The sequence below is a fragment of the Sphingobacterium sp. SGR-19 genome (genome assembly GCF_011043555.1).
Taxonomy (GTDB): domain Bacteria; phylum Bacteroidota; class Bacteroidia; order Sphingobacteriales; family Sphingobacteriaceae; genus Sphingobacterium.
On the sequence record NZ_JAAKGS010000005.1, the window covers coordinates 58,254 to 80,245 of the forward strand.

15 protein-coding genes are annotated in these 21,992 nt (G+C 44.7%); 10 read left to right on the forward strand and 5 right to left on the reverse strand.

The genetic code is table 11. The features are described 5' to 3' along the window. Position 1 precedes the first annotated feature (1 nt). Positions 2 to 1,843, reverse strand: coding sequence for a glutamine--fructose-6-phosphate transaminase (isomerizing) (gene glmS, locus G5B43_RS11070; protein WP_165294818.1), 1,842 nt, complete (start codon positions 1,841 to 1,843; stop codon positions 2 to 4). A 39-nt stretch (positions 1,844 to 1,882) separates the two neighbouring features. Then, on the reverse strand, positions 1,883 to 2,092 hold the full coding sequence (locus tag G5B43_RS11075) for a hypothetical protein (RefSeq protein ID WP_165294819.1): 210 nt from the start codon (positions 2,090 to 2,092) through the stop codon (positions 1,883 to 1,885). A 391-nt stretch (positions 2,093 to 2,483) separates the two neighbouring features. On the opposite strand from G5B43_RS11075, the gene G5B43_RS11080 reads away from it, so the two are divergent. Continuing rightward, complete coding sequence (locus G5B43_RS11080; protein ID WP_165294820.1) at positions 2,484 to 3,680, forward strand: ATP-binding protein; 1,197 nt, start codon at positions 2,484 to 2,486, stop codon at positions 3,678 to 3,680. Positions 3,681 to 4,095: 415 nt separating this feature from the next. On the opposite strand, the gene G5B43_RS11085 is transcribed toward G5B43_RS11080, so the two are convergent. Together G5B43_RS11085 and G5B43_RS11090 are read right to left on the reverse strand one after the other, a co-directional pair. Further along, a complete protein-coding gene (locus G5B43_RS11085) occupies positions 4,096 to 5,217 on the reverse strand; it encodes a Fic family protein (RefSeq protein ID WP_165294821.1) in 1,122 nt (373 codons plus the stop codon). A gap of 124 nt (positions 5,218 to 5,341) precedes the next feature. Beyond that, entirely contained in the window at positions 5,342 to 6,247 is a 906-nt protein-coding gene (locus tag G5B43_RS11090) for a helix-turn-helix domain-containing protein (protein WP_165294822.1), read from the reverse strand. Between the two features lie 326 nt (positions 6,248 to 6,573). On the opposite strand from G5B43_RS11090, the gene G5B43_RS11095 reads away from it, so the two are divergent. From G5B43_RS11095 to G5B43_RS11135, 9 genes are read left to right on the forward strand one after another with little or no spacing between them, the layout of a single operon-like run. Then, positions 6,574 to 7,950, forward strand: a complete 1,377-nt coding sequence (locus G5B43_RS11095; protein WP_240904847.1) for a BNR-4 repeat-containing protein — start codon at positions 6,574 to 6,576, stop codon at positions 7,948 to 7,950. Positions 7,951 to 7,996: 46 nt separating this feature from the next. Continuing rightward, the gene (locus G5B43_RS11100) at positions 7,997 to 9,202 is read left to right on the forward strand and encodes a glycoside hydrolase family 88 protein (RefSeq protein ID WP_165294824.1); all 1,206 of its coding nucleotides are present in this window, start codon (positions 7,997 to 7,999) and stop codon (positions 9,200 to 9,202) included. A gap of 9 nt (positions 9,203 to 9,211) precedes the next feature. Next, the gene (locus G5B43_RS11105) at positions 9,212 to 10,621 is read left to right on the forward strand and encodes an alpha-L-fucosidase (RefSeq protein ID WP_240904848.1); all 1,410 of its coding nucleotides are present in this window, start codon (positions 9,212 to 9,214) and stop codon (positions 10,619 to 10,621) included. An 18-nt stretch (positions 10,622 to 10,639) separates the two neighbouring features. Then, entirely contained in the window at positions 10,640 to 11,998 is a 1,359-nt protein-coding gene (locus G5B43_RS11110) for an alpha-L-fucosidase (RefSeq protein ID WP_165294825.1), read from the forward strand. A 46-nt stretch (positions 11,999 to 12,044) separates the two neighbouring features. Next, the gene (locus G5B43_RS11115) at positions 12,045 to 15,230 is read left to right on the forward strand and encodes a SusC/RagA family TonB-linked outer membrane protein (protein ID WP_206367327.1); all 3,186 of its coding nucleotides are present in this window, start codon (positions 12,045 to 12,047) and stop codon (positions 15,228 to 15,230) included. A 12-nt stretch (positions 15,231 to 15,242) separates the two neighbouring features. Continuing rightward, complete coding sequence (locus G5B43_RS11120) at positions 15,243 to 17,108, forward strand: RagB/SusD family nutrient uptake outer membrane protein (RefSeq protein WP_165294826.1); 1,866 nt, start codon at positions 15,243 to 15,245, stop codon at positions 17,106 to 17,108. 24 nt (positions 17,109 to 17,132) lie between these two features. Continuing rightward, positions 17,133 to 17,555 (forward strand): hypothetical protein, encoded by a 423-nt coding sequence (locus G5B43_RS11125; RefSeq protein WP_240904849.1) that lies wholly within the window; start codon positions 17,133 to 17,135, stop codon positions 17,553 to 17,555. A gap of 30 nt (positions 17,556 to 17,585) precedes the next feature. Further along, positions 17,586 to 18,584, forward strand: coding sequence for a DUF4466 family protein (locus G5B43_RS11130; protein WP_165294827.1), 999 nt, complete (start codon positions 17,586 to 17,588; stop codon positions 18,582 to 18,584). Between the two features lie 30 nt (positions 18,585 to 18,614). Beyond that, positions 18,615 to 20,462 (forward strand): heparinase II/III family protein, encoded by a 1,848-nt coding sequence (locus G5B43_RS11135; protein WP_165294828.1) that lies wholly within the window; start codon positions 18,615 to 18,617, stop codon positions 20,460 to 20,462. Here G5B43_RS11135 and G5B43_RS11140 read toward each other — a convergent pair. Beyond that, positions 20,429 to 21,928 carry an acyl-CoA dehydrogenase family protein gene (locus tag G5B43_RS11140; RefSeq protein ID WP_165294829.1) on the reverse strand — a complete coding sequence of 500 codons (1,500 nt, stop codon included), beginning with the start codon at positions 21,926 to 21,928 and terminating at the stop codon, positions 20,429 to 20,431. The two genes, G5B43_RS11135 and G5B43_RS11140, sit on opposite strands and share 34 nt — an antisense overlap. Between the last annotated feature and the right edge of the window lie 64 nt (positions 21,929 to 21,992).

Sequence of the window (21,992 nt, forward strand, 5' to 3'; positions counted from 1 at the left end):
GTTATTCTACTGTTACAGATTTCGCTAAGTTCCGCGGCTTATCTACATCTACTTGTAATTCTATACCCACGTAATAGGATAGTAGCTGCAAAGGAACGACAGCCAACAGCGGCGAAATCAATTCATCCGATTTTGGCACTGTTATTACGTCCTCGGCCAACTGCTCTGCCATTTCATCTCCTTCGGATACAACGGCGATCAAGCGGCCTTTCCGGGCCTTGATTTCCTGCATATTGCTAACGACCTTCTCGTAGAATGGATCTTGTGTAGCCACGAATACTACCGGCAGATGCTCATCTACCAACGCGATTGGGCCATGTTTCATTTCTGCCGCCGGATATCCTTCGGCGTGTATATAGGAAATTTCTTTTAGCTTCAAGGCACCCTCGAGTGCGATTGGGAAATTATAACCTCTACCTAGGAAGAGAAAATCGCGTGCATCTTTATATTTGGCAGCGATCTGCTTAATATTGTCCAATTGGTTGTCTAAGATCCATTGCACCTGTTCTGGAACGGCATGCAAGGCCGCTATCAGTTGACGCAAACGTTCTGGACTGACGGTCCCTTTCATCTGCGCAAGTTTCAGCGCGAAAAGTTCCAATACGACAAGTTGTGCCGTAAAAGCTTTCGTACTCGCGACACCAATTTCGGGTCCGGCGTGTGTATAGGCCCCTGCATCGGCCATCCGTGCGATAGAGGATCCTACGACATTCACAATGCCGAAAATAGTGGCTCCTTGTTTTTTTGCATTCTCTAACGCCACCAGCGTATCGGCGGTTTCGCCACTCTGGGATACGGCAATAATGACATCGTTTTCGTCGATGATCGGATTGCGGTAGCGGAATTCCGACGCATATTCCACCTCCACATTTACGCGGCAAAGCTCTTCGATCAGGTATTCTGCCAAAAGGCCGGCGTGCCAGCTGGTGCCACAGGCCACGATGATAATGCGGCGCGCTGCTAGCAACTTATCTTTTATAGCGTCCAACCCGCTCAAGGTCAACATGGTCTGCTCCACGTCTAGTCGTCCGCGGAACGAGTCGAATATCGTCTGCGGCTGTTCGAAGATTTCTTTGAGCATAAAGTGTTCATAACCACTTTTTTCGATCGCAGCTAAATCCAAGTCCAAGCGTTGCACGAACGGTGTTAATTTTTCGTTAACTAAATTCTTCAGGATGAGTTCGTCTGGACGGACGATCACCATTTCGTAGTCGTTTATATACACTACGTCTTTTGTATAAGCCAGCATAGGGGATGCATCTGAACCTAAGAAATGCTCATTTTCGCCCACGCCGATTACCAAAGGCGATCCTTTCCTGGCAGCTATGATGGTGTTTGGCATGTCGTTGTTCAGAAGCAGAATCACATAAGCACCCGTAATGCGTTTCAGGGCTATCCGTACGGCTTCTTCTAAAGAGCACTTATTGTTCATACGGATGTCGGCGATGAAATTAACCAATACTTCGGAGTCGGTATCGCTCGCAAAGGTATAACCTTTCTTTTCCAGCTCTGCCTTTAACTGGGCGTAGTTTTCAATAATTCCATTATGAATCATGGCGATGGAGCCGTCGTTGGAGAGATGAGGGTGCGCATTGCGATCGCAGGGTTCGCCGTGCGTAGCCCAGCGGGTGTGACCGATGCCAATCTTAGATAGGGGTTGTTGCTCGCCAACCAAGCCTTCTAACGCAGCTACTTTGCCTTCTTTTTTGAAGACCTGCAAGTTTCCATCGACAAGTAGGGCGACACCAGCGCTGTCGTATCCTCTATATTCCAAGCGCTTTAACCCCGAGATTAGCACAGGGTAAGCAGGTTTGCTACCGACGTAGCCTACGATTCCACACATAATTTTTACTGTTGTTTGTTTTTAACGATACTGTTTTGTTTAAAATACGTAACGGCATCGTGACAAGAACTGTGCCATGGCAGGTTTTAGCGTATTATGGTCTATTACTTCAATAGTGCTAAAAAACCAATTAGTCCAATTGCCACGGAAATAGGCGCGCTCAAAACACGCTCCTAAATGCGCAACTTCGCGATGATGGATACGATAATAGCGTGAAAACGTATCGCCGACGATACGTTTGAAGACCATTGGGACTTTTAAGAAATATGTACGAAGTTGGGATTTGATGTACTACATCTTGGATTGAGGTAGGTTCAATTGATACCGAACAGAACGCCCCGCTTGCTTGAGCGTATCCGGTAATCCTTGGATAAGGCCATTGACTTCTCCCGTTTCCTGTGCGAAAGCAAGAGTAGATGGCTGAACTTCCGCGACGTCGTAAGTAAATTAGGCCATCCCTGTAGTTGCCAATTATACATCATGAGCCGATTACATTTTTTAATCGGCTCATTAATCAATCTTTCAATCAACTGCGTGTGTCGTATGTGAGTAGAGGTGTATCGCTTACGATACGATATCGACGTCAAAACGTATCGTGGACGATACGTTTTAAGGTTAATTTCGTACCTTTGATGATACAATGGAAGCATTAATTAGCAAATACAGAAATTTACTGCAACAGACTGATATCAGTTTTGTCCGTGGATTGAGCAATAAAATCAATTGGAATGCGCGTGCTGTGTGCATTGAGGGAGCGAGAGGTACGGGCAAGTCTACCCTCATGCTACAGCATATCAAGTCTACGCTGCCTCTTCATTTGACACTATATCTCTCCTTGGATGATCTATATTTCAAGCAACATAGTCTGCTGTCTGTCGCGGAACGCTTTTACCAGGAAGGCGGAAGATACCTTTTTTTAGATGAGGTGCATAAATATGCGGATTGGCAGACGGAGGTGAAGAATTTATATGACTTCAAACCACAACTTCACATTGTGGTGTCTGGCTCATCCATATTGGCTTTACAACAATCCAATGCGGACCTTAGCCGACGTCTGTTACGCTATCATTTGCCTGAGCTATCTCTTCGGGAGTTTATTGCCCTCAAAACAGGTGTCGCCCTTCCGGAATATCAGCTACACGATTTGCTAGAAAGCCACCAAGCTATAGTCGACGACATAAAAAAATCTGTGACCTCTCCATTAAAATTTTTTCGAGAATATCTGACTTACGGAGCGTACCCATTTTTTAAAGAGGGAGAATCCGAATATCTCATGCGTATCCAGCAGCTGATCAACGTTATTATTGATTACGATCTTCCAGAAGCACGGCCGATGGAAGTCAGCACATTGGCTAAGTTGAAAAAATTGCTTTATATCATATCGACGGCAGTTCCCTTTACACCGAATATCACGCGTTTGGCCGAACAAATATCCACTTCTCGAAACAGATTGCTGGATATGTTAGAACTTCTTGAAAAGGCGCAGCTGATCCGCAACTTACGCAGCTCTTCCTTTGGCATCAGCCTCATGAATAAGCCTGAAAAAGTTTTTCTTCACAACAATAGCCTAATCATGGCGCTGGCAGAAGGGCAGGCTAATTCGGGCAATTTGAGAGAGACATTTTTCTTCACACAGCTCAATGGTGCAGGCTATCGAGTGTCCTACCCTAAAACGGGCGACTTTTTGGTTGAACAGAAGTATACCTTTGAAGTCGGCGGTAAAAATAAGACTTTCAAACAGATCGCCGATGAGCCAGAGGCTTATCTTGCCATCGATGATCTGGAATATGGAACTTCGCGTAAAATCCCGCTTTGGCTTTTTGGTTTTCTTTATTAGCTATTAAATTTGTCTCCAGCCCCATTGTGGTGCGTTCACGACGGTCACCTTTTAGGGCTGAAGATCGATACGCGACACGCCATCACGCAGCCGGATACTACCCAAATCTATCTCCGCCTGTGTGGTGCTGTGATACGCGGAAATAGTGATATTTGAAAGCGAAACTTTCAAATTACAGTATTTTTCTAGTATTTTTTTGCAATTTGAAAGTCTGGATTTCAAATTGCAAATATTATTATATCCCGGATATGTTCGTCAAGTTATGGGAGGCGCGCTCAAAACACGCTCCTAAATGCGCAACTTCGCGATGATGGATACGATAATAGCTTGAAAACGTATCGCCGACGATACGTTTGAAGACCATTGGGACTTTTAAGAAATATGTACGAAGTTGGGATTTGATGTACTGATCAATTTACATCTTGGATTGAGGTAGGTTCAATTGATACCGAACAGAACGCCCCGCTCCCTCCTGAACCAATACCCCCATTTCATGCAGTTGCTGTAAATCGCGCGTAGCGGTGGCTTTTGAAACCTTGGTAATACCCATGTACTTCTTGGCCGTCATCCCTCCATCGAAACCCTCGGCTCCCTTGTCCAGCATTTTATTGATCGCCTTCCATTGCCGCTCGTCAAGCCGGGTTTTATACCGATCATAAAATTGCGCTTTCTTCAACGTAAACAGCACCATGGCTTTGGCTCCCCGCTGCGCATCCAGGATTACGCTTGCAAAATAAACCATCCATGCGGTGATGTCCAACGCACGCTGGGCTTCCTTCAACGCATCGTAATAAGCCTTTTTATTCGCCTCGATGGTTTTGGAGAGGCTCAGCATGATGGGGCGTCCAAGCGATTGTGATAGAGCATTCTCCGCTATCGCCCGTCCGATGCGACCGTTGCCGTCTTCAAAGGGATGGATCGATTCGAAATACAGGTGTGCGATTGTCGACTTCAGTATGGCCTCGGGCACTTGCCCTTTTAGTGGGAAGTTTGCTGAATTGTACCATCCGACAAAGCGTTCCATCTCCTCCGGTACCCGTGTCGATGGCGGTGCTTCGTAATGGACGATTTCCCGACCATAGGCTCCAGAGACAATTTGCATAGGGGTGTCGCCCTGTCGCCACTCGCCCGGATTGATACGCCCTGCATTGGCAGCAAAAAGTAAGCGGTGCCAAGCTTTGAGCGTATCGAGTGTCAGGGGCTGTTGAAAGTTCTGTCTTACTTCCACCATCAATTGGGCCACGCCCGATGCCCGCTGATCTTTAACGTGGACCGGCGTATCGTTTAATCCCAGATTATTCCGGATGGAAGACATCACGTCCTCACGACTTAAGTACTCTCCTTCGATTTCGGAGGTTTTTACCGCTTCCGAAAGCATGAGCTGGAGCAGAGTTTCTTGCTTGAGCGTATCCGGTAATCCTTGGATAAGGCCATTGACTTCTCCCATTTCCTGTGCGAAAGCAAGAATAGATGGTTGAACTTCCGCGACGTCGTAAGTAAAGTTAGGCCATCCCTGTAGTTGCCAATTATACATCATGAGCCGATTACATTTCTTAACCGGCTCAAATTTAAGTAAAAAGTGAGCCGATTACAAGTTTTAATCGGCTCGATCAGTATTCACCAACAGCGGCGATGGTTCCCGGGTGATAACGATGTCGCACTTAAAACAACGTTAAGTTTTTCCGATAGTAGGAAGGGCTCATATGTACATGTTTCTTAAAAGTTTTAGAAAAATGGAAACGGTCCGAAAAGCCACAGTCGTGTGCGATTTCATCTAAATTTTTATCAGAATGATGCATAAGGTTAAGGGCATTTTCAATTCTGGTCCTTATGATATACTGTTGGATGGAGACTCCTGTCGCGTTCTTAAAAAGTCTGGCAAATGAGTTGGATGCCATATTTGCCATCACAGCCAGTGTATTGTTAGAAATCATCTTATTGTAGTTATTGTCGATATAAGCTATAGCAGCAAAAATACGTTGATCCATCGTTCGAAAATCAGTTAAGAAATTTTCTAGCCGCATTAAGCACATGCCAATAAGCATATTAACCTTCAGACAGTCAAAGAAATTAAATAGGTTGCCTTGTATACAGGTGTTTCGGATTTCTTCTATCAATTTCAGTTTTTGATCTGTCATTTCCAAACAATATACATCAGCGCTCGCATAATCTAATGGAAATCCCAAGGAAAAGTGGATAAAAAGATGGTCTACCTTATTTGTGCCTTCGATTTGTTGCAATGCATCCGTTTCAATAAACTTTCGCCCCGAGATACTTTCATTATTACTCCGAACATGTGTCTTATTCAAACGGGTAGAAAACGATGTATTAGGTGGTATGATAATCAGGTTACCCTTGTTAAGCCCGATTATTCTTTTTCCGTGAATGATTTCGGCTCCGTCAATAGTGTTATGATAAATGCGCCAAAATGGTACCGATAAGTCAAAACATGACCACTCATCTAGTATCCAGTATCTACAGCATAAGAGCTTTATATTGATTTCCCTAAAGGTCTGCCGTATGGAAGATGGATCGATTTTGATTTCGTGAGGTACTCGACTGATCATGACATGTTTATTTTGTACATAAAATGGTTTAGTTGAGATAAAGCATCCCTAAAATATGTTTCGGTACTTTACATCAACAATTTTAAACAGAAAAAGAACAATTATAAAGCATTAAAGCATTTTTATTTTTTTAAAGATTCATAAAGCGTAAGACATTCGAAAATTTAATCTGATCCCCCTAAAGTCGACAGATGACTCGCGGGTACGGATCATTCTGAACCAAGATATTTGACACATAACTAATTGATATGAAACTACATTTTGAAATTTTTTTTCGAACTCTATATGTATTCGTGACATTTTGTTCCGTTGCTACTGCGCAGCAGATGTCGAACAAAACAAAAGAGCTGGCTAATAGTAAAGCAGATGGATTTAAGGGGATATGGTACATGATCCAACCTACTGGCGACGAATACGCCTTTAAATATAGTGGCGGGTTAGGAACTTATCCTGCGAATCATAGGCCTTTCGCAGTCTATGTTGAAAAAGTAAACAAGACTTATTTCTGTTACGGCGGCACGGATGAAAACAATAGTACGTTATTACATAATGTCTCTTTTTTTGATCACCGCACCAAGAAGATAGCAAATCCCACAACGGTTCTCGACAAAAAGACCGTGGATGCGCATGACAACCCCGTAATCGCTGTCGATGCCGCGGGCCATGTCTGGATATTTTCTACATCGCATGGCGTTGAGCGGCCGTCCTATATCTCAAAGTCGATTGAACCGTATGATATTGATAGATTTGAATTAGTCGAGGCAACAGAGATGGTGAACGGCGAGAAGAAACCCTTTACTAATTTTTCTTATTTCCAAGTTTACTACGATGATGATAAGGGTTTTCTTGCTCTTTTTTCGAGATATGACACCAAACATCGACGGGTCATAGGTTATAATACCAGTAAAGACGGTCAACATTGGGACGAATGGAAGGTGCTGGGTAATATAGAGGGGGGACACTACCAAATTAGTGCGATGTCAAATGGCAAAATAGGTGTTGCTTTTGATTTTCATCCGGATGGTAAGGGGCTGGATTACAGGACAAACTTGTACTACTTAGAAACATCGGATTGGGGTAAATCATGGCAGACGGTAGATAAACATACCGCTGAACTGCCGTTAACAACTCGAGATAACGCGGCGTTAGTGAAGGATTTTACCTCGGATAAACTGAATAATTATTTGCTGGATATTGATCTTGATGAAAATGGAAATCCCCTGATTTTGACCATTTCTAGTAGGGGACCGCAACCGGGGCCGCGAAATGGACCTCGCGATTGGCATTTCTTTCATGTAGACAACAAATCGAAAGAATGGAATAGTACTGTTATCACCTCTTCAGACAGCAATTACGATATGGGGTCGGTCTATGCGGAGGGCAACGGGCGTGTGAGAATCATCGGGCCGACCGAGACGGGACCACAGGGCTATAATCCCGGTGGCGAACTTGCTATATGGCTAAGCAAGGATGGCGGGAGAAATTGGAAAAAGAAAAAGCAGATAACGAAAAACAGCCCTCGGAACCATGCTTATGTACGCAAACCCAACCATGCAAATGAAGATTTTTATGGTCTGTGGGCGGATGGTGATGGCCGTAAACCTTCTAAATCCAATATTTACTTCACAACGAAGGACGGAAAGGTGTTCGAGCTCCCAAGACAAACGAAAACGGATTTTTTTGAACCGCAGCGATTGAAGTAACAGCATTATATAATTAAAACGATAAAAGAATAATATAAAAGAGAACATGAACCAATCAATACGAGTATTTGTATGGCTGATCTTTTCCTGGGCTTATTTAAGTACTGCCCAGTCGCAAGAAAAATTGGCTATGGATAGGATAGATAAGCAATTGGATAACGCTGTTGAGCAGATAAAAGTACTGGCTGAGCGTTCCGCGGAAAATATGTTGCCTAAGACTTACGAAAAGGGGAAAAATTTCGATTCTGAAACAGGTTGGTGGACCTCGGGATTCTACCCCGGTACGTTGCTTTATCTGTACGAACATTCGGGTGATAAAGAACTATTGGAACTTGCGAAGCAGAAACTAACATTGCTGGAAAAAGAAAAATTTAATACCACAACGCACGACCTCGGGTTTATGCTATACTGTAGTTTTGGGAATGCCATGCGTATTACTGGAGATACGGCTGCCTACAAAGAAATCTTGATAAAGGGGGCTGAATCGTTGGCAACACGGTATAGTCCGATAACAAAGTCCATTCGTTCATGGGATTTCGACAACTTTCCAGTCATCATAGATAACATGATGAATCTGGAATTCCTGAACAGTGCAACACGATTGAGCGGTGACCGGAAATTTTATGACATTTCCGTAACCCACGCGAACACGACTATGAAAAACCACTACCGCAAAGATTTCAGTTGTTACCATGTGGTTGATTACAATCCCGAAACAGGGGATATTATTAAGAAGAAAACGAACCAGGGAGCATTTGATGAATCCGCGTGGGCGAGGGGACAAGCTTGGGGTTTATACGGATACGTGATGATGTACCGCGATACCAAAGACAAGAAATACCTTTCCTTTGCCAAAAAGATTGCAAAATACATGCTGACGCATCCAAATATGCCTGATGACCTAATCGCCTATTGGGACTACGATGCACCGGATCTTCCGGAAGACAGCAGGTATGCGAAATATAGACATTTTAGAGACGCTTCCACAGCGGCAATAACAGCATCTGCGTTGATTGAATTGAGCGACATGGTGAAGGGACGGCTTTCCAGATACTACTTGAAAACGGCGGAAACCATGTTGTACAACCTGTCTAACCCAACATATACCGCGGAACTCGGTACGAATGGCGGATTTTTGCTGAAGCATAGCGTGGGATCGATTCCGCATAACAGCGAAGTTGATGTCCCGCTTACGTATGCCGACTATTATTATGTGGAGGCACTGCTTCGTTATAAGAAACGCATTAAATAGGAAATGGCCATGAAAAACTTTTTTATTAAGATGTGTTTAGCGCTGCTTTCATGCACACTATTTACGCAACCCGTGGAGGCCCAGAAGTATCATAACAGTTGGGAATCCCTAGATTCCAGACCGGTGCCGCAATGGTGGTCAGATGCTAAGTTTGGAATATTTATACACTGGGGACTTTACTCGGTTCCGGCCTATGCTCCTGTAGACGAAGTAGAGGGTGTGTATGAAAAGTATGCGGAACATTATCTGATGCGCCTTATGGAGAAAAATCCTTCATTTACCGATTACCACCGACGTAATTATGGGGCGAACTCGACTTATGCAGATTTTGCACCCTTGTTTAAAGCGGAATTTTTTGAACCGGATAAATGGGCTGATTTATTTAAAAGGTCGGGCGCAGGTTACGTAGTATTGACGTCAAAGCATCATGATGGCTACTGTTTATGGCCAAGTGTACATAGCGAAGGCTGGAATACTTTGGAGGTGGGTCCTAAACGCGATATCATAAAAGATCTCTCTGAGGCGGTACGAGGTGCCGGCTTACGATTTGGATTGTATTATTCACTACTGGAATGGAATAACCCACTTTATACCTCTGGTAATATGGAGAGGTGGACGACGGAGCATATGATACCGCAAATGAAAGACTTGGTAAAGAGGTATCGTCCGGAAATTATTTTTGCAGATGGGGAATGGGATTATACAAGCGATGAATTAAAAAGTACAACATTCTTGTCCTGGCTTTACAACGAATCTCCGGTGAAAAATACCGTGGTGGTCAACGATAGGTGGGGAAAGGAAACAAGAAGTAAACATGGTGGATACTACACAACCGAATACAATCTGATAGGGGACACGTTATCAACGGGCAAGATTCTCCATCCATGGGAAGAGAGTCGCGGGATCGGGACTTCCTATGGGTATAATCGATTTGAAACAACGGCACATTATTATTCCGCCAAACAGCTAATTGATTTGTTGGTCGAAAAAGTTGGCAATGGGGGTAATCTCTTGCTAAATGTCGGTCCCGATGCAAGCGGGATGATTCCTGTCGTTATGCAAGAACGTTTGCTCGCGATTGGCGATTGGTTACGTGTAAACGGAGAGGCGATTTATGGTTCGACTGCATGGGAAGAGCGGCCGCTGACAGAAAATAGTGGAATCTATTATACGCGTAAGGGCGACGATTTATATGTCATATGTACCCAGTGGCCGGAGAACGAATTGATCGTAGATGGCGTTCGTGATGCGCGCGATGTGACGTTGCTTGGGATAGACTTGCCTATTAAATTCGAAGCAACAAAAAATAGGTTGCGTGTTCAAACGCCTCAAATTAACCCGGCGAATGCGCCATGCGAGCATGCTTGGGTATTTAAATTGACAGACATAACATTTCCAGTACATGGAAAATCGAAGTAAACAAATAATTAGATATTGATGAACAGACAGTTATACATGATCTTATTACTTTTTGTAATAGGTATATCAGCTCGAGCGCAGGATGCACCCGTGCCCAGTGAAATTCAATTGAAATGGCAGAAGTTGGAGACAACGGCTTTTATCCATTTTACGGTAAATACCTTTACTGGCAAGGAATGGGGAGATGGAACCGAAAGCCCTGAGATTTTTAATCCGGTAAATTTTGATGCGCGTGAAATGATCAAAGTTTTGAAGGAAACCGGCTTCAAGATGGCGATCATAACGGCGAAACACCACGATGGATTTTGTCTCTGGCCGACGGCGTACACGGACCATTCTGTGAAAAGCAGCCCTTGGAGGAACGGCAAAGGGGATATGGTAAAAGAGATCGAGCAGGCATGTCGCGAGTACGGCATACAGTTCGGTTTCTATCTCTCACCATGGGATCAGAACCATCCGAGTTACGGGACACCGGCATACAACGCGTTTTATAAAAATCAGCTTCGGGAGTTATTAACCAACTATGGGGAAATAGCAGAAGTTTGGTTTGATGGTGCCAAGGATAAAAAAGCCATTGATATGGAGTATGATTTCGCTGGTTACTGGGATTTGGTCCGAGAATTACAACCTCATGCGGTGATGTTTTCAGACGTAGGTCCCGACGTTCGATGGGTAGGCAACGAGAAAGGGATCGCTGGTGAGACGATGTGGTCTACGATTGATGTGAAACCAGAAAACGCACCCGGAAAAATGTCGCCCGAATACCTAAATGTCGGGGATCCGAACGGAAAATTGTGGATACCGGCGGAAACGGATGTGTCGATCAGACCAGGTTGGTTTTATCATCAGGAAGAAGATGATAGGGTGCGATCTGCTCAAAACTTAGTGGACCTTTATTACACGTCTGTAGGTAGGAATAGCGTGTTGTTGCTCAATATACCGCCGAATAAGCAAGGCGTATTCGCCGATCAGGACGTAGCAAATCTATATGAATACCGATCAATCCTTGATGAAACGTTTCGAAAAAACATGGCGAAAGCCGACGCGGATCAATCATTGACTGACGGGGCGCTCGAAAGTTACATCACCCTCCATGCCGATAGGCCTTTCGAGGTGAGGCTGAAGGAAAAGGTATCTTTTGACCGTATCGCGCTTCAAGAAAATATTGCGGAAGGGCAAAAATGCGAAGAGGCATTGGTGGAGTACTGGAACGGAAACGCCTGGACAATATTAAGTGAGCTGACGACTATCGGTTATAAACGTTTGTTGCGGGTGCCATTGACAACCTCAGATAAAATCAGGATTACCGTCAAAAGGTCAAAGTCGCCTGTGCAACTTGCGGAGTTAGGCCTCTATAAGGCTTCTGCAAGGGAGTAATTAAAGAATACTGTTAACAATCTATTATAAACCAAAATAAAAACATATGATGCACAAAACAACTAAACTCTGGTTGGGTAAGCTTGGTGTGGGGATTGGGTTTGTATTCCATAGTTTTGGACTATTAGCTCAGGAGAAGATGGAAATGAAACTTGAGCTGGCTGTTGCCAAGATAACCAAAAATACCAAAGAAGATTACCTTGCCCGTGTATCGGATGAGGGACAACAGAATACACGGATCACGGGCCGTGTGCAAGACAGCGCCGGCGAGCCGTTAGGAGGCGTAGGCGTTCATCTAAAAGGAACCAGCACATCGACGGTGACCAACGTAGATGGGAACTTTGTGATCGATGTACCGCAAAGGGATGGCATGATAGTCTTCACATCGATAGGTTTTTTGAGCAGAGAGTATCCCTTCACCGATCGCCAGACCGTTCTAAACGTGACACTCCAGACAGATATGGCAACGATTGATGAAGTGGTCGTGGTGGGTTATGGTACCCAAAAGAAAGCCAACCTGACCGGTTCCGTGGCGAATGTGAACTTTGATGAGAAAGTGACAAGTAGGTCGATCTCCAATGTTTCCACGGCACTGAACGGGCTATTGCCAGGGCTCGCGGTCAACCAATCTAGCGGAATGGCTGGCAATAATAATTCGACATTGATGATCCGCGGGCTGGGAACGCTTGCCTCCGGTGCGGCCGGTCCATTGATCGTGGTGGACGGTATGCCGGATGTGGATATCAACAGATTAAATATGCAAGATATCGAAAGCGTGTCGGTTTTGAAGGATGCGACAGCTGCTTCGGTTTATGGTTCCAGAGCGGCCAATGGGGTTATTTTGGTAACTACCCGGTCGGGGTCAGGAAAGAAGCCAAGTATCACGTTCAGTTCCCACGTGGCAACACAAAGCCCGACCAATGGAATTGGTTTCATGGCGGATTATCCTCGATCGCTAATGGTTCATCGGAATGCACAGGCTATGAGTGCCTCAGCTAACGCCGCAACTTATCGGTATGGCACCATTGAGCAATGGATGGCCTTAGGGATGATAGACCCCATTCGATACGCGAATACAGATTGGTTTGACGTAACGATGCGGAACGCCGTCCAACAGAACTACAATCTCTCGGCGAGTGGTGGTAACGATGTATCTAACTTTTTTATATCTGCCGGAATAATGGACGAAAGAGGGTTGCAAATTGGAAACGATTTTGCCAGATACAATGCACGTATCAATTACGATTATAAAATTCGTAAGAATATTAGCATTGGCGCTAGGGTGACGGGTAACTGGTCTAACTATACATTTGGGTTTAATGAGGGATTTACAGGCGGTAGTTCAGGAAATGCCTACGACTTACGGTTTGCTGTCGCGGGAGTAACGCCGTACGATCCGTTTACAGGCTTTTACGGGGGAAGATCGGCCTATGGCGAACATACGCTTGTAGCCAATCCTTTGGCTTTGTATGATCATTTAAGCTCGAAGAGAAATCAAAAGCAACTAAATAGCATTTTTCATCTAGAATGGGAACCTCTGGCAGGATTGAAAACGCGTGTGGATTACTCGTTAAATTACAGTGACCAGTTTACCGTGAATGCCAACAAAGCGGTCGAAGCCTATGATTTCCAGAATGAGGCTTTTACAGGCCGATGGATTTTAGGGCCGAATGTGGGTATATCAAATGACGATCTGAACAGTTACAAAACGATGGCGAGCGGCCGGATAAGTTACGACAAAGTGTTCGCTGAACATCACCAATTCGGGGCATTGGCTGTGTATAGCGAAGAGTTTTGGAACAGCCGTGTATTGGCTGGGGCAAGATTAAACCGAATTCATCCCTCGTTAACCGAGCTGGACGCCGCAAGCGTGGACGGACAAACGAATAGAGGGTCGTCCACGAAGGAAGGGTTGCGGTCTTTTATCGGTAGATTGAACTATGCGGCCTTCAATAAATATTTGTTGGAACTGAACGCCCGTTACGATGGTTCGTCCAGATTTTATCCGGGGCATCAATGGGGCTTCTTTCCGTCGGCATCTGTGGGATGGCGTTTTACAGACGAAAACTTTCTTTCTAAAATTAAGGAGTGGGGCATTAGCAGCGGTAAGTTGAGGGCGAGCTACGGCGGACTAGGTAATAACAGAATCACTAATTCTTTATACGAACAAAGAGAGGTACTGACATCATTTAATTATATTTTAGGAGGATCGGCCTATAGCGGATTCTCGAATAACAGGATGATAAACCAAGCGTTTAGTTGGGAGAAAGTCAATGTATTGAATTTCGGATTGGATCTTGTTATGCTGAATAACCGCTTGTCTGCAGAATTCGATTACTATGAGCGAAAAACTGCGGGGATGGCGGATGCTTTAGACATTTCCACGCTTATATCTGGAATGTATACGGCACCGAGACACAATATAGGAGAAATGAGCAACCGCGGTGTGGAGGGTAACCTCACTTGGAGCGACAGTAAAAATGGTTTTCAATACCGCATTAACCTAAATGCCTCTTACAATAGGAATAGATTAGAAAAATGGGGACAGCTGTTGTTAAGAGGAACCAGGTTCATCGATATGCCGGTTAATTTCGTTTACGGTTACGAGGATATCGGTATAGCACAAAATTGGCAGCAAGTCTATGACGCTACCCCTCAGGGTATTGTTCCGGGAGATCTTATTCGGTTGGACCTGAATGGAGATGGCAGGATCTCGGATGAAGACCGGAAAGCTGATCCCAATACCCAGACCAGTATGCCGCATACCAATTTTGCTCTGAATTCGAGTTTCAGCTACAAAGGTTTCGATTTGAATATCCAGTTGCAGGGCGCTGCGGGGAGAAAGGATTACTGGTTAAGCAACTATAATGAGCTGAGTATCGGCGAACGGTACGCAGCATCATGGGATCACTGGAATAACCCTTGGAGTGTGGATAACAGGGATGGAATTTGGCCAAGGCTAAATAGTACGGCGGGTGGAAATAGGACGCAAACAACTTTTTGGCTAGATAACCTGTCCTACCTGCGCTTACGTAACGTGCAGCTAGGTTATAATATTCCAGAAAGTATCTTAAGGAAAGCAAATATTAATAATCTTAGAATATTCGTTTCGGGAGAGAACTTACATACGTTTACCTCATATAGAGGAATCGATCCCGAGTCTACAGCCAGCATGAACGATGTATATCCACTCTTGAAATCCTTTTCTTTGGGACTGAATATTAACCTATAAGATGTAAATAATATGAAAAAGATAAATAAGTTTCTAGTCTTTATTTTTGCCGGCTCTTTACTGCTTTCTACATCTGCCTGTGTAAAGGATCTGCTCGATCAACAGGCAACGACCGAGCTTGATAACAATGCCTACTGGCAAACGGAAGCAGATGCCATGGGCGGCGCCATGGCTATGTATAATAACATCAAGAATGTATTTCATAAAGACTATTTCTTCGACGGTCATGGTGACTATGTGCGGGTGCGTGCTGTGAGTAGTATCTCTTCATTAGGGACGCCGAGTAACGGCGGGGCGTATTGGACGGGAAGCACCAGCGGCCATTATTACCCAGAAGGGTATGGTTCTTCTTTTGATAACATGTTTCGTTTCCTGTATGGCGGTGTCAACAGGGCAAATTACGTGATCGACAACGTGACAAACATGTTGCCTCGTTTACCTGCTTCTAAAGAAAATCTCGAAGGGATTATTGGTGAGGCTAGGCTGATGCGGGCTTTGGTATATTTTCGTTTAATTACGATGTGGGGAGATGTGCCGTACATCGATAAAATAGTAGTAAGCAATGATGACGTGATATCTATACCGCGAACACCGATAGAAGAGGTCAAGAATCATATTCTGGCGGATTTGGATTATGCGTTTGAAAAACTACCTGCGACCCGGCCGGCCGATCAGAAAGAAAGGGTAACCAAAGCGGCGGCCTTGGCTCTGCGTGGGAAGGTTAATCTGTATTGGGGCAGCTGGAATAAGAATGGATGGCCAGAACTGGACACGTTTACGCCGGATGCAGCGAAGGCCGATCAAGCCTTCAGGGATGCGACTGAAGACTTCGGAAAAGTCATCAACGATTACGGATTAACTTTATTTAGAGGTGGCGCTCCGGGCGAAATTGATGATTTAGGAAAAGCAGAAACACTGCCTAATTATTTTCATCTGTTTCTGCCTACTTCAAATGCAAACAATGAAACTATAATTGGTTTTACCCACGGAGGGCCGGGATCGGGCGTCAGCGATAAACTAATGCGCGATATTGGACCAAGGGAGACCGAAAGTTCTGAAGTGAATGTGTCGCCTAACTACTGGTTGGCTGATCGTTACCAGTCTACGACAACAGGCGATTTTCTTCCACCGATGGAGCAATTGAGTGATAGGACACAGGATGCCAAATATGCACCAGATGCAGCTACGAGACCAAATTCTGCTCTCAACCCGCAAACGTACCTCGGAAGGGACTACCGGATGAAAAGTACGATTCTTTGGAATGGTGAAGTAATCCAACGTTTGGCAGGGTTGCAGGCTGAGGGGCTTATACCTTATCATCACGGAATCCAAGGCGTTAACAACGGTGTTCGATATATAGATTATAATTCGGGAACGAACTCCGGTTACCTGTTCCGTAAGTTTGTGAGAAATTATGCCGGACAGGGAAGAGAAGAAGGTAACATGACTTGGCCGGTGATTCGTCTTGCTGATGTGTATTTAATGTTTGCCGAAGCATCGAACGAGGCTTTTGGCCCGACGCCTGAAGCCGTGAGCCTGGTAGACAAAGTGAGGGCTCGAGGAAATTTGCCGGGACTTAAGCCTGAAAAATATGCAAATAGAGAGGTGTTCTTTGATGCCATTGAACAGGAACGTATAGTAGAGCTGGTATTAGAGGGGCATCGGGCGTTTGATATAAGACGTTGGAGAAAAATCGAAGAAATCTGGGGGCCACCTAACGGTCCGGGCAAGTTTACGACCAACACTTGGGGTAACAATGTCACAGCTTATTTTCAGAATAAAAATGAGCGAGCCTATCAGCAATGTTACATTTTTAAGATACCACAAAGTGAAATGGATCGTAACCCTAACCTACGGCAAAATGCCCCGTATTTGTAGACGTAAATTATAATAAAAACATAGATGATGAAAATATTAAAATATAAAAACTTCTTTTTAGCGGTGATGATGTTTGCAGCGTTTGCCGTCACACGGTGTTCGAAAGATAATTTTCCTGTCGACGAGGATGGGTTGTTGATCACGGATAGGACAAGTGCCTATGTGGGGAGTTTTGATTTATGGGATCCTACGCATCAAACGGTAGTGGTGGGCACGCCTGTCGTAGACACCGTTGCACAAACAATAGATTTGCAGGTGCGTTTTGGTACGGACTTAACGAGGCTGTGGCCGCGATTCTCTTTGATTACGGATGCAAAGTTAGAGCCTAAAATCACCGGGTTCGTCGACTTTTCGGATCTGACAAACCCCAGGCAGTGGACGGTCATATCGGGAAACAGACAGGTGCGGAAGGTGTACACAGTGAATGTAACGGTCCAACAACCGTAGGATAATGTATTAACATATTACAACAAAATTATGATTCGTAAATTATTATATAATGCGACGCTCCTACTTTGTGCAGCGGCACTTATCGTGAGCTGCAAAGAGGAGGAGTATTCGGTTCCAACACCGAAAAGTGGTTTACAGAACGATTGTATTAAGAAGTCGGTGGGACCCGGAGTGGCAGGTATAGACATGGAGTTTATGTATGCTATGGCTATCCAAGAAAGTGAAGGAAAGCTGGTTTCTGCACAGGTGGAGGCCTCGATACCAGGTGCTCCAGAAACCTATCTGGAACACCGTTCCTTTCATACGGATGCCATTGGGGATGATATAGGTATACCGGTAGCGACTCCATCGGTAACGGACGGTTCGGTTACTAAGGTTACTTTTGATGTGGACACCAACGCGGCCACGTTAAGGTACTATTACAGACCGACACCAGCTGCGGTAGATAAGGAAGTTTCGTTCACTTTTTCTGCCACAAGCAGTAACGGCCAGACCGTTACGTACACGATGGGGCCATACAAGATCAGGAGGATGGAGGTGGTAACTAATTTGGCCGTTTCCAACGGCGACAAATTTTACATATCTGTGGAAGACATGGCTGTGTACGATGAGACGGAAGCTGCAGCGAGGCCGGATAAAATCGATGTGCTCTATTTGTTCAGAACGATCAGTGGAATAACGTTTGGCCATTCGTTCGTAGCTCCAGCAGCAGATGGTATGTATCAGCCGGGTGTAACACTACCCAATGGGGTTAACCGAAATACAAAAATCCAAAAGGCTTGGAACGTGAGAGATATTCATCTCGGTGCTAACGCAGGTACGGGGAATAACTCCTATGTCTATTTGGACGATGAGGACTTTCGGACATTGGATCTCAGTGCGGCGCCCAATTACGCTATCAATATGCTCGCGCAATCGGGTATATGGGTGCAAACAGCAGACGAGAAGTACAAAGCGTATATCTATGTAAATTCTATTAATGCTAATGGGAGTGCTGTAATCGGAATTAAGCGTTACAGGTTATAATCATCACAATATCCACAGATTTTTCAATTTATGAAATATTTCTCTCTTCTTACGCTTTTTGCGTTAGCGATGACTTACTCCACGATTTATGCACAGTCTAACAAAGGTATACCTGCCATAGCTAATCACCCCCGCTTACTCTTTTTAGAAGGAGAGGAAAAAGCGCTTGCAAGTGCGGTCAAGGTGGATCGATACAAGCAGCGGGTACACCATGAAATTCTTGCGGAATGTGAAGAAATCCTCCACACTGTCCCCGTTGAGCGAATTAAAGTCGGAATGCGTATGCTTCCGACTTCTCGCGAAGCGATGCTACGAATTTTTTATCTCTCTTACTCTTGGAGAATGACTGGCGACAGCCGTTACGTTGAGCGGGCGAAAGACGAGCTGCATGCAATTTCATCGTTCACCGACTGGAATCCATCCCATTTTCTGGATGTTGCGGAGATGACCATTGCCGCTGCTATTGGTTATGACTGGCTATACAAAGAATTATCGCCAGAAGAAAGGACGCGAATTAAAGATGCGATTCTGAAAAAGGGCTTGGAGCCATCGTTTGATAGCAGGTATAACTGGTGGTTAAAGGCTACCCACAATTGGAATCAAGTTTGTAATGCAGGAATGCTCTTGGGAGCGTTGGCTATTTATGAGGATGACGTTGCACTAGCGGAAAAGATAATAGAAAGAGGTAAGGAGAGTATCCAGTTGCCGATGAAAGATTATGAGCCAGATGGCGCATATCCAGAGGGTTACATGTACTGGGGCTACGGAACAACCTTCAATGTACTGTTTATAAATGCTATGGAACGGGCTTTTGGCCAAGCGTATGATTTATCGTCAACTCCAAGTTTTTTAGAAACGGCTTCTTTTATGCAAAACATGACCGGCGTGACGGGAGATTCTTTTAATTTTTCTGATTCGGATCTCGGCGGCGTTTTGCAGCCATCCATGTTCTGGTTTGCCCAAAAGACAAATAATCCTTCTTTGCTGTGGGTGGAAAGAGAACATATGGTCAAATTAAGTGCTAATGTGAGAGAGGACAATCGTATCCTTCCTCTTACTTTGATATGGAGTCAAGATAGTGATCTTCAGTCTATCGATCCTCCTAAAAATAGGATGTGGGCAGGCAAAGGCAAGACACCCGTGGCACTGATGCGATCGTCATGGACGGATTCCTCTGCAATATATGTAGGATTCAAAGGTGGTTCTCCATCGACGAATCATGGACATATGGATGTTGGTTCTTTTGTAATGGAATCTGATGGTATACGTTGGGCGATAGACTTCGGTCGAGAAGATTATCGATTGCTCGAATCACAAAATATCAATATATGGAACTTCGATCAAAACTCTGAGCGTTGGGGCGTGTTTAAATATTCAAATTTAGCACATAACACACTAACGGTAAACGGAGAGCTTCAAAATGTGAAAGGATATGCGCCGCTGATAGATTTTTTCGAAACGGATGATAGTACGACCGCGACAATGGATCTTTCTTCGCTATATCCTCAATTGACAACGTTAAAACGTAACGTTACAATTGCTAATGGGGAAAAAGTAACGATTAAGGATCTATATGGTAGTCGATCGGACGAAAGCACCATACGGTGGTCGATGCTCACGGATGCCACAGTGAGTTTGAGCGATGCAAAAACTGCGGTGCTTACTAAAGACGGAAAGCAGTTGAAATTGCAGGTGAATGTGCCCTACGATATCCTTCTGAAAACGTGGGTGACGGATAGGGATTATATGGGGAATGATACGCAAATAGTGGGATTCGAAATAAAAGTCGAACCTTATCAAACGGGAGAAATCATAGTGCATTTAGTGCCTTTACACCATTCCAGTTACAAAAAATCCAACCAATCGCTTTCTCCCTGATATTCTACAACAAGTTCAGCATGATGGTGGAGCGATAAATTGGATGCTAATTGTGCCACATCGAGCTGCATATTATAAATACAGTTTTCCACCAAGTCGGCCCGGAAGCCTTTTTCCTGCATGTTGATGACGTATTGTGTATTGACGATGCGTGCAACGATTTTCCCCAGATCGACTAATTTTCGTTGGACAAGATTTTCCGGTATCAAAAATTGTAGATATTCCCGGAAGCGAGGTGCTACTTTCTCGGTTGGCGCAAATTTAGATAGCGACTGATAAAGAGAGGTCTCTTTTTGTCTCTTCATCCGTTTCAAGACGATTTCGGCAATCTGGGTATACAGCATCTCGTTCGATCCTTCGAAGATCTGGAAAGGTCGGCTGTCCACAATCCCTCTTCCCGCGATGTGGCTAATTTTGTAACCGTTCGCACCGGATACCTGTAAGCATAACTGTGCCGATTCTTGCATCAGATCGGTAACCAACGCCTTCATACTGTTGGCTTCCAGGCCTTCTGTAGCGAGGTTATGTTCGATGCCGCTGATATCGCTGCTTCTGGCACACATGCCAGAGCATAATGTAAAGGCGGTCTGTATTCTGGAAAGTTGAAATTGTACGGAATCCAAAGCGAGGAGATTGCCGGCACCGACCATTCTGGTTGTACAATGTTGGAGCGCTTCGTCCAGCATGCGCTTGATAAAGCCCATACCCATACCAGGGAATTGCAATCGGCTCCGGTGGAGGATGTCCAACATCATTTTGATACCGGTACTTTCTGGTTGTAGGCGTTGGTAGGTGGGAACCTCCACGTTAATAACATTCATACCATAGGGTATCATGTATAAGCCCAGGTTGCTATAGAGTGCTTCGACCTCGATGCGTTGTTTTTCGTCCGCATTGTTCGTCACAAAGAAATCAACGTCTCGGGCAAGTTCGCCGTTACCTAAGTCTTTTCGAGCGGCCACCAGCCAGTAATCAGCCTGACCCGTCAAGCCCTGCCAATGTTTACGGCCAGTGATGGCATAGCTTTCATCCATGGTTTGGTAGGATGTCCGCATGTTTAAGGCATCGCTTCCATAGTCCGGTTCGGTGATCATGAGCCCGCCCATGCGCTGACCGCTTAAAAATTCCGGAAAGATTTTTTCTTTTATTTTGGCGTCGCCATATTTGGCCAGAGGCTCCAAAAACAAAGCGATATTGATACCGAACGTCAACGATAAAGGTAGTGATTCGTATGAAGCGGCAGACAAGATGCTCAAGCACTCTTTGACGATGCAGCCGCGCCCGCCGTATTCCGCCGGAATTGCAACAGCAAGAGGATGGGTATCCATGATATCCCGCCATACGTGCGGAGGTAGACCCCGGTCATGGCTCATTTCATTGATATCTTGTTGCTCATGAAACACCCGTCTAAGTGCTTGATTAAATCGTGCTATAAATACGGATAATTCTTCCTTCACCAATTCCATGTAACGTTTTTTATAATTTTCTTTAGCAACAAATATATCTGTTTTTTTGATAAATGAGGTGGTA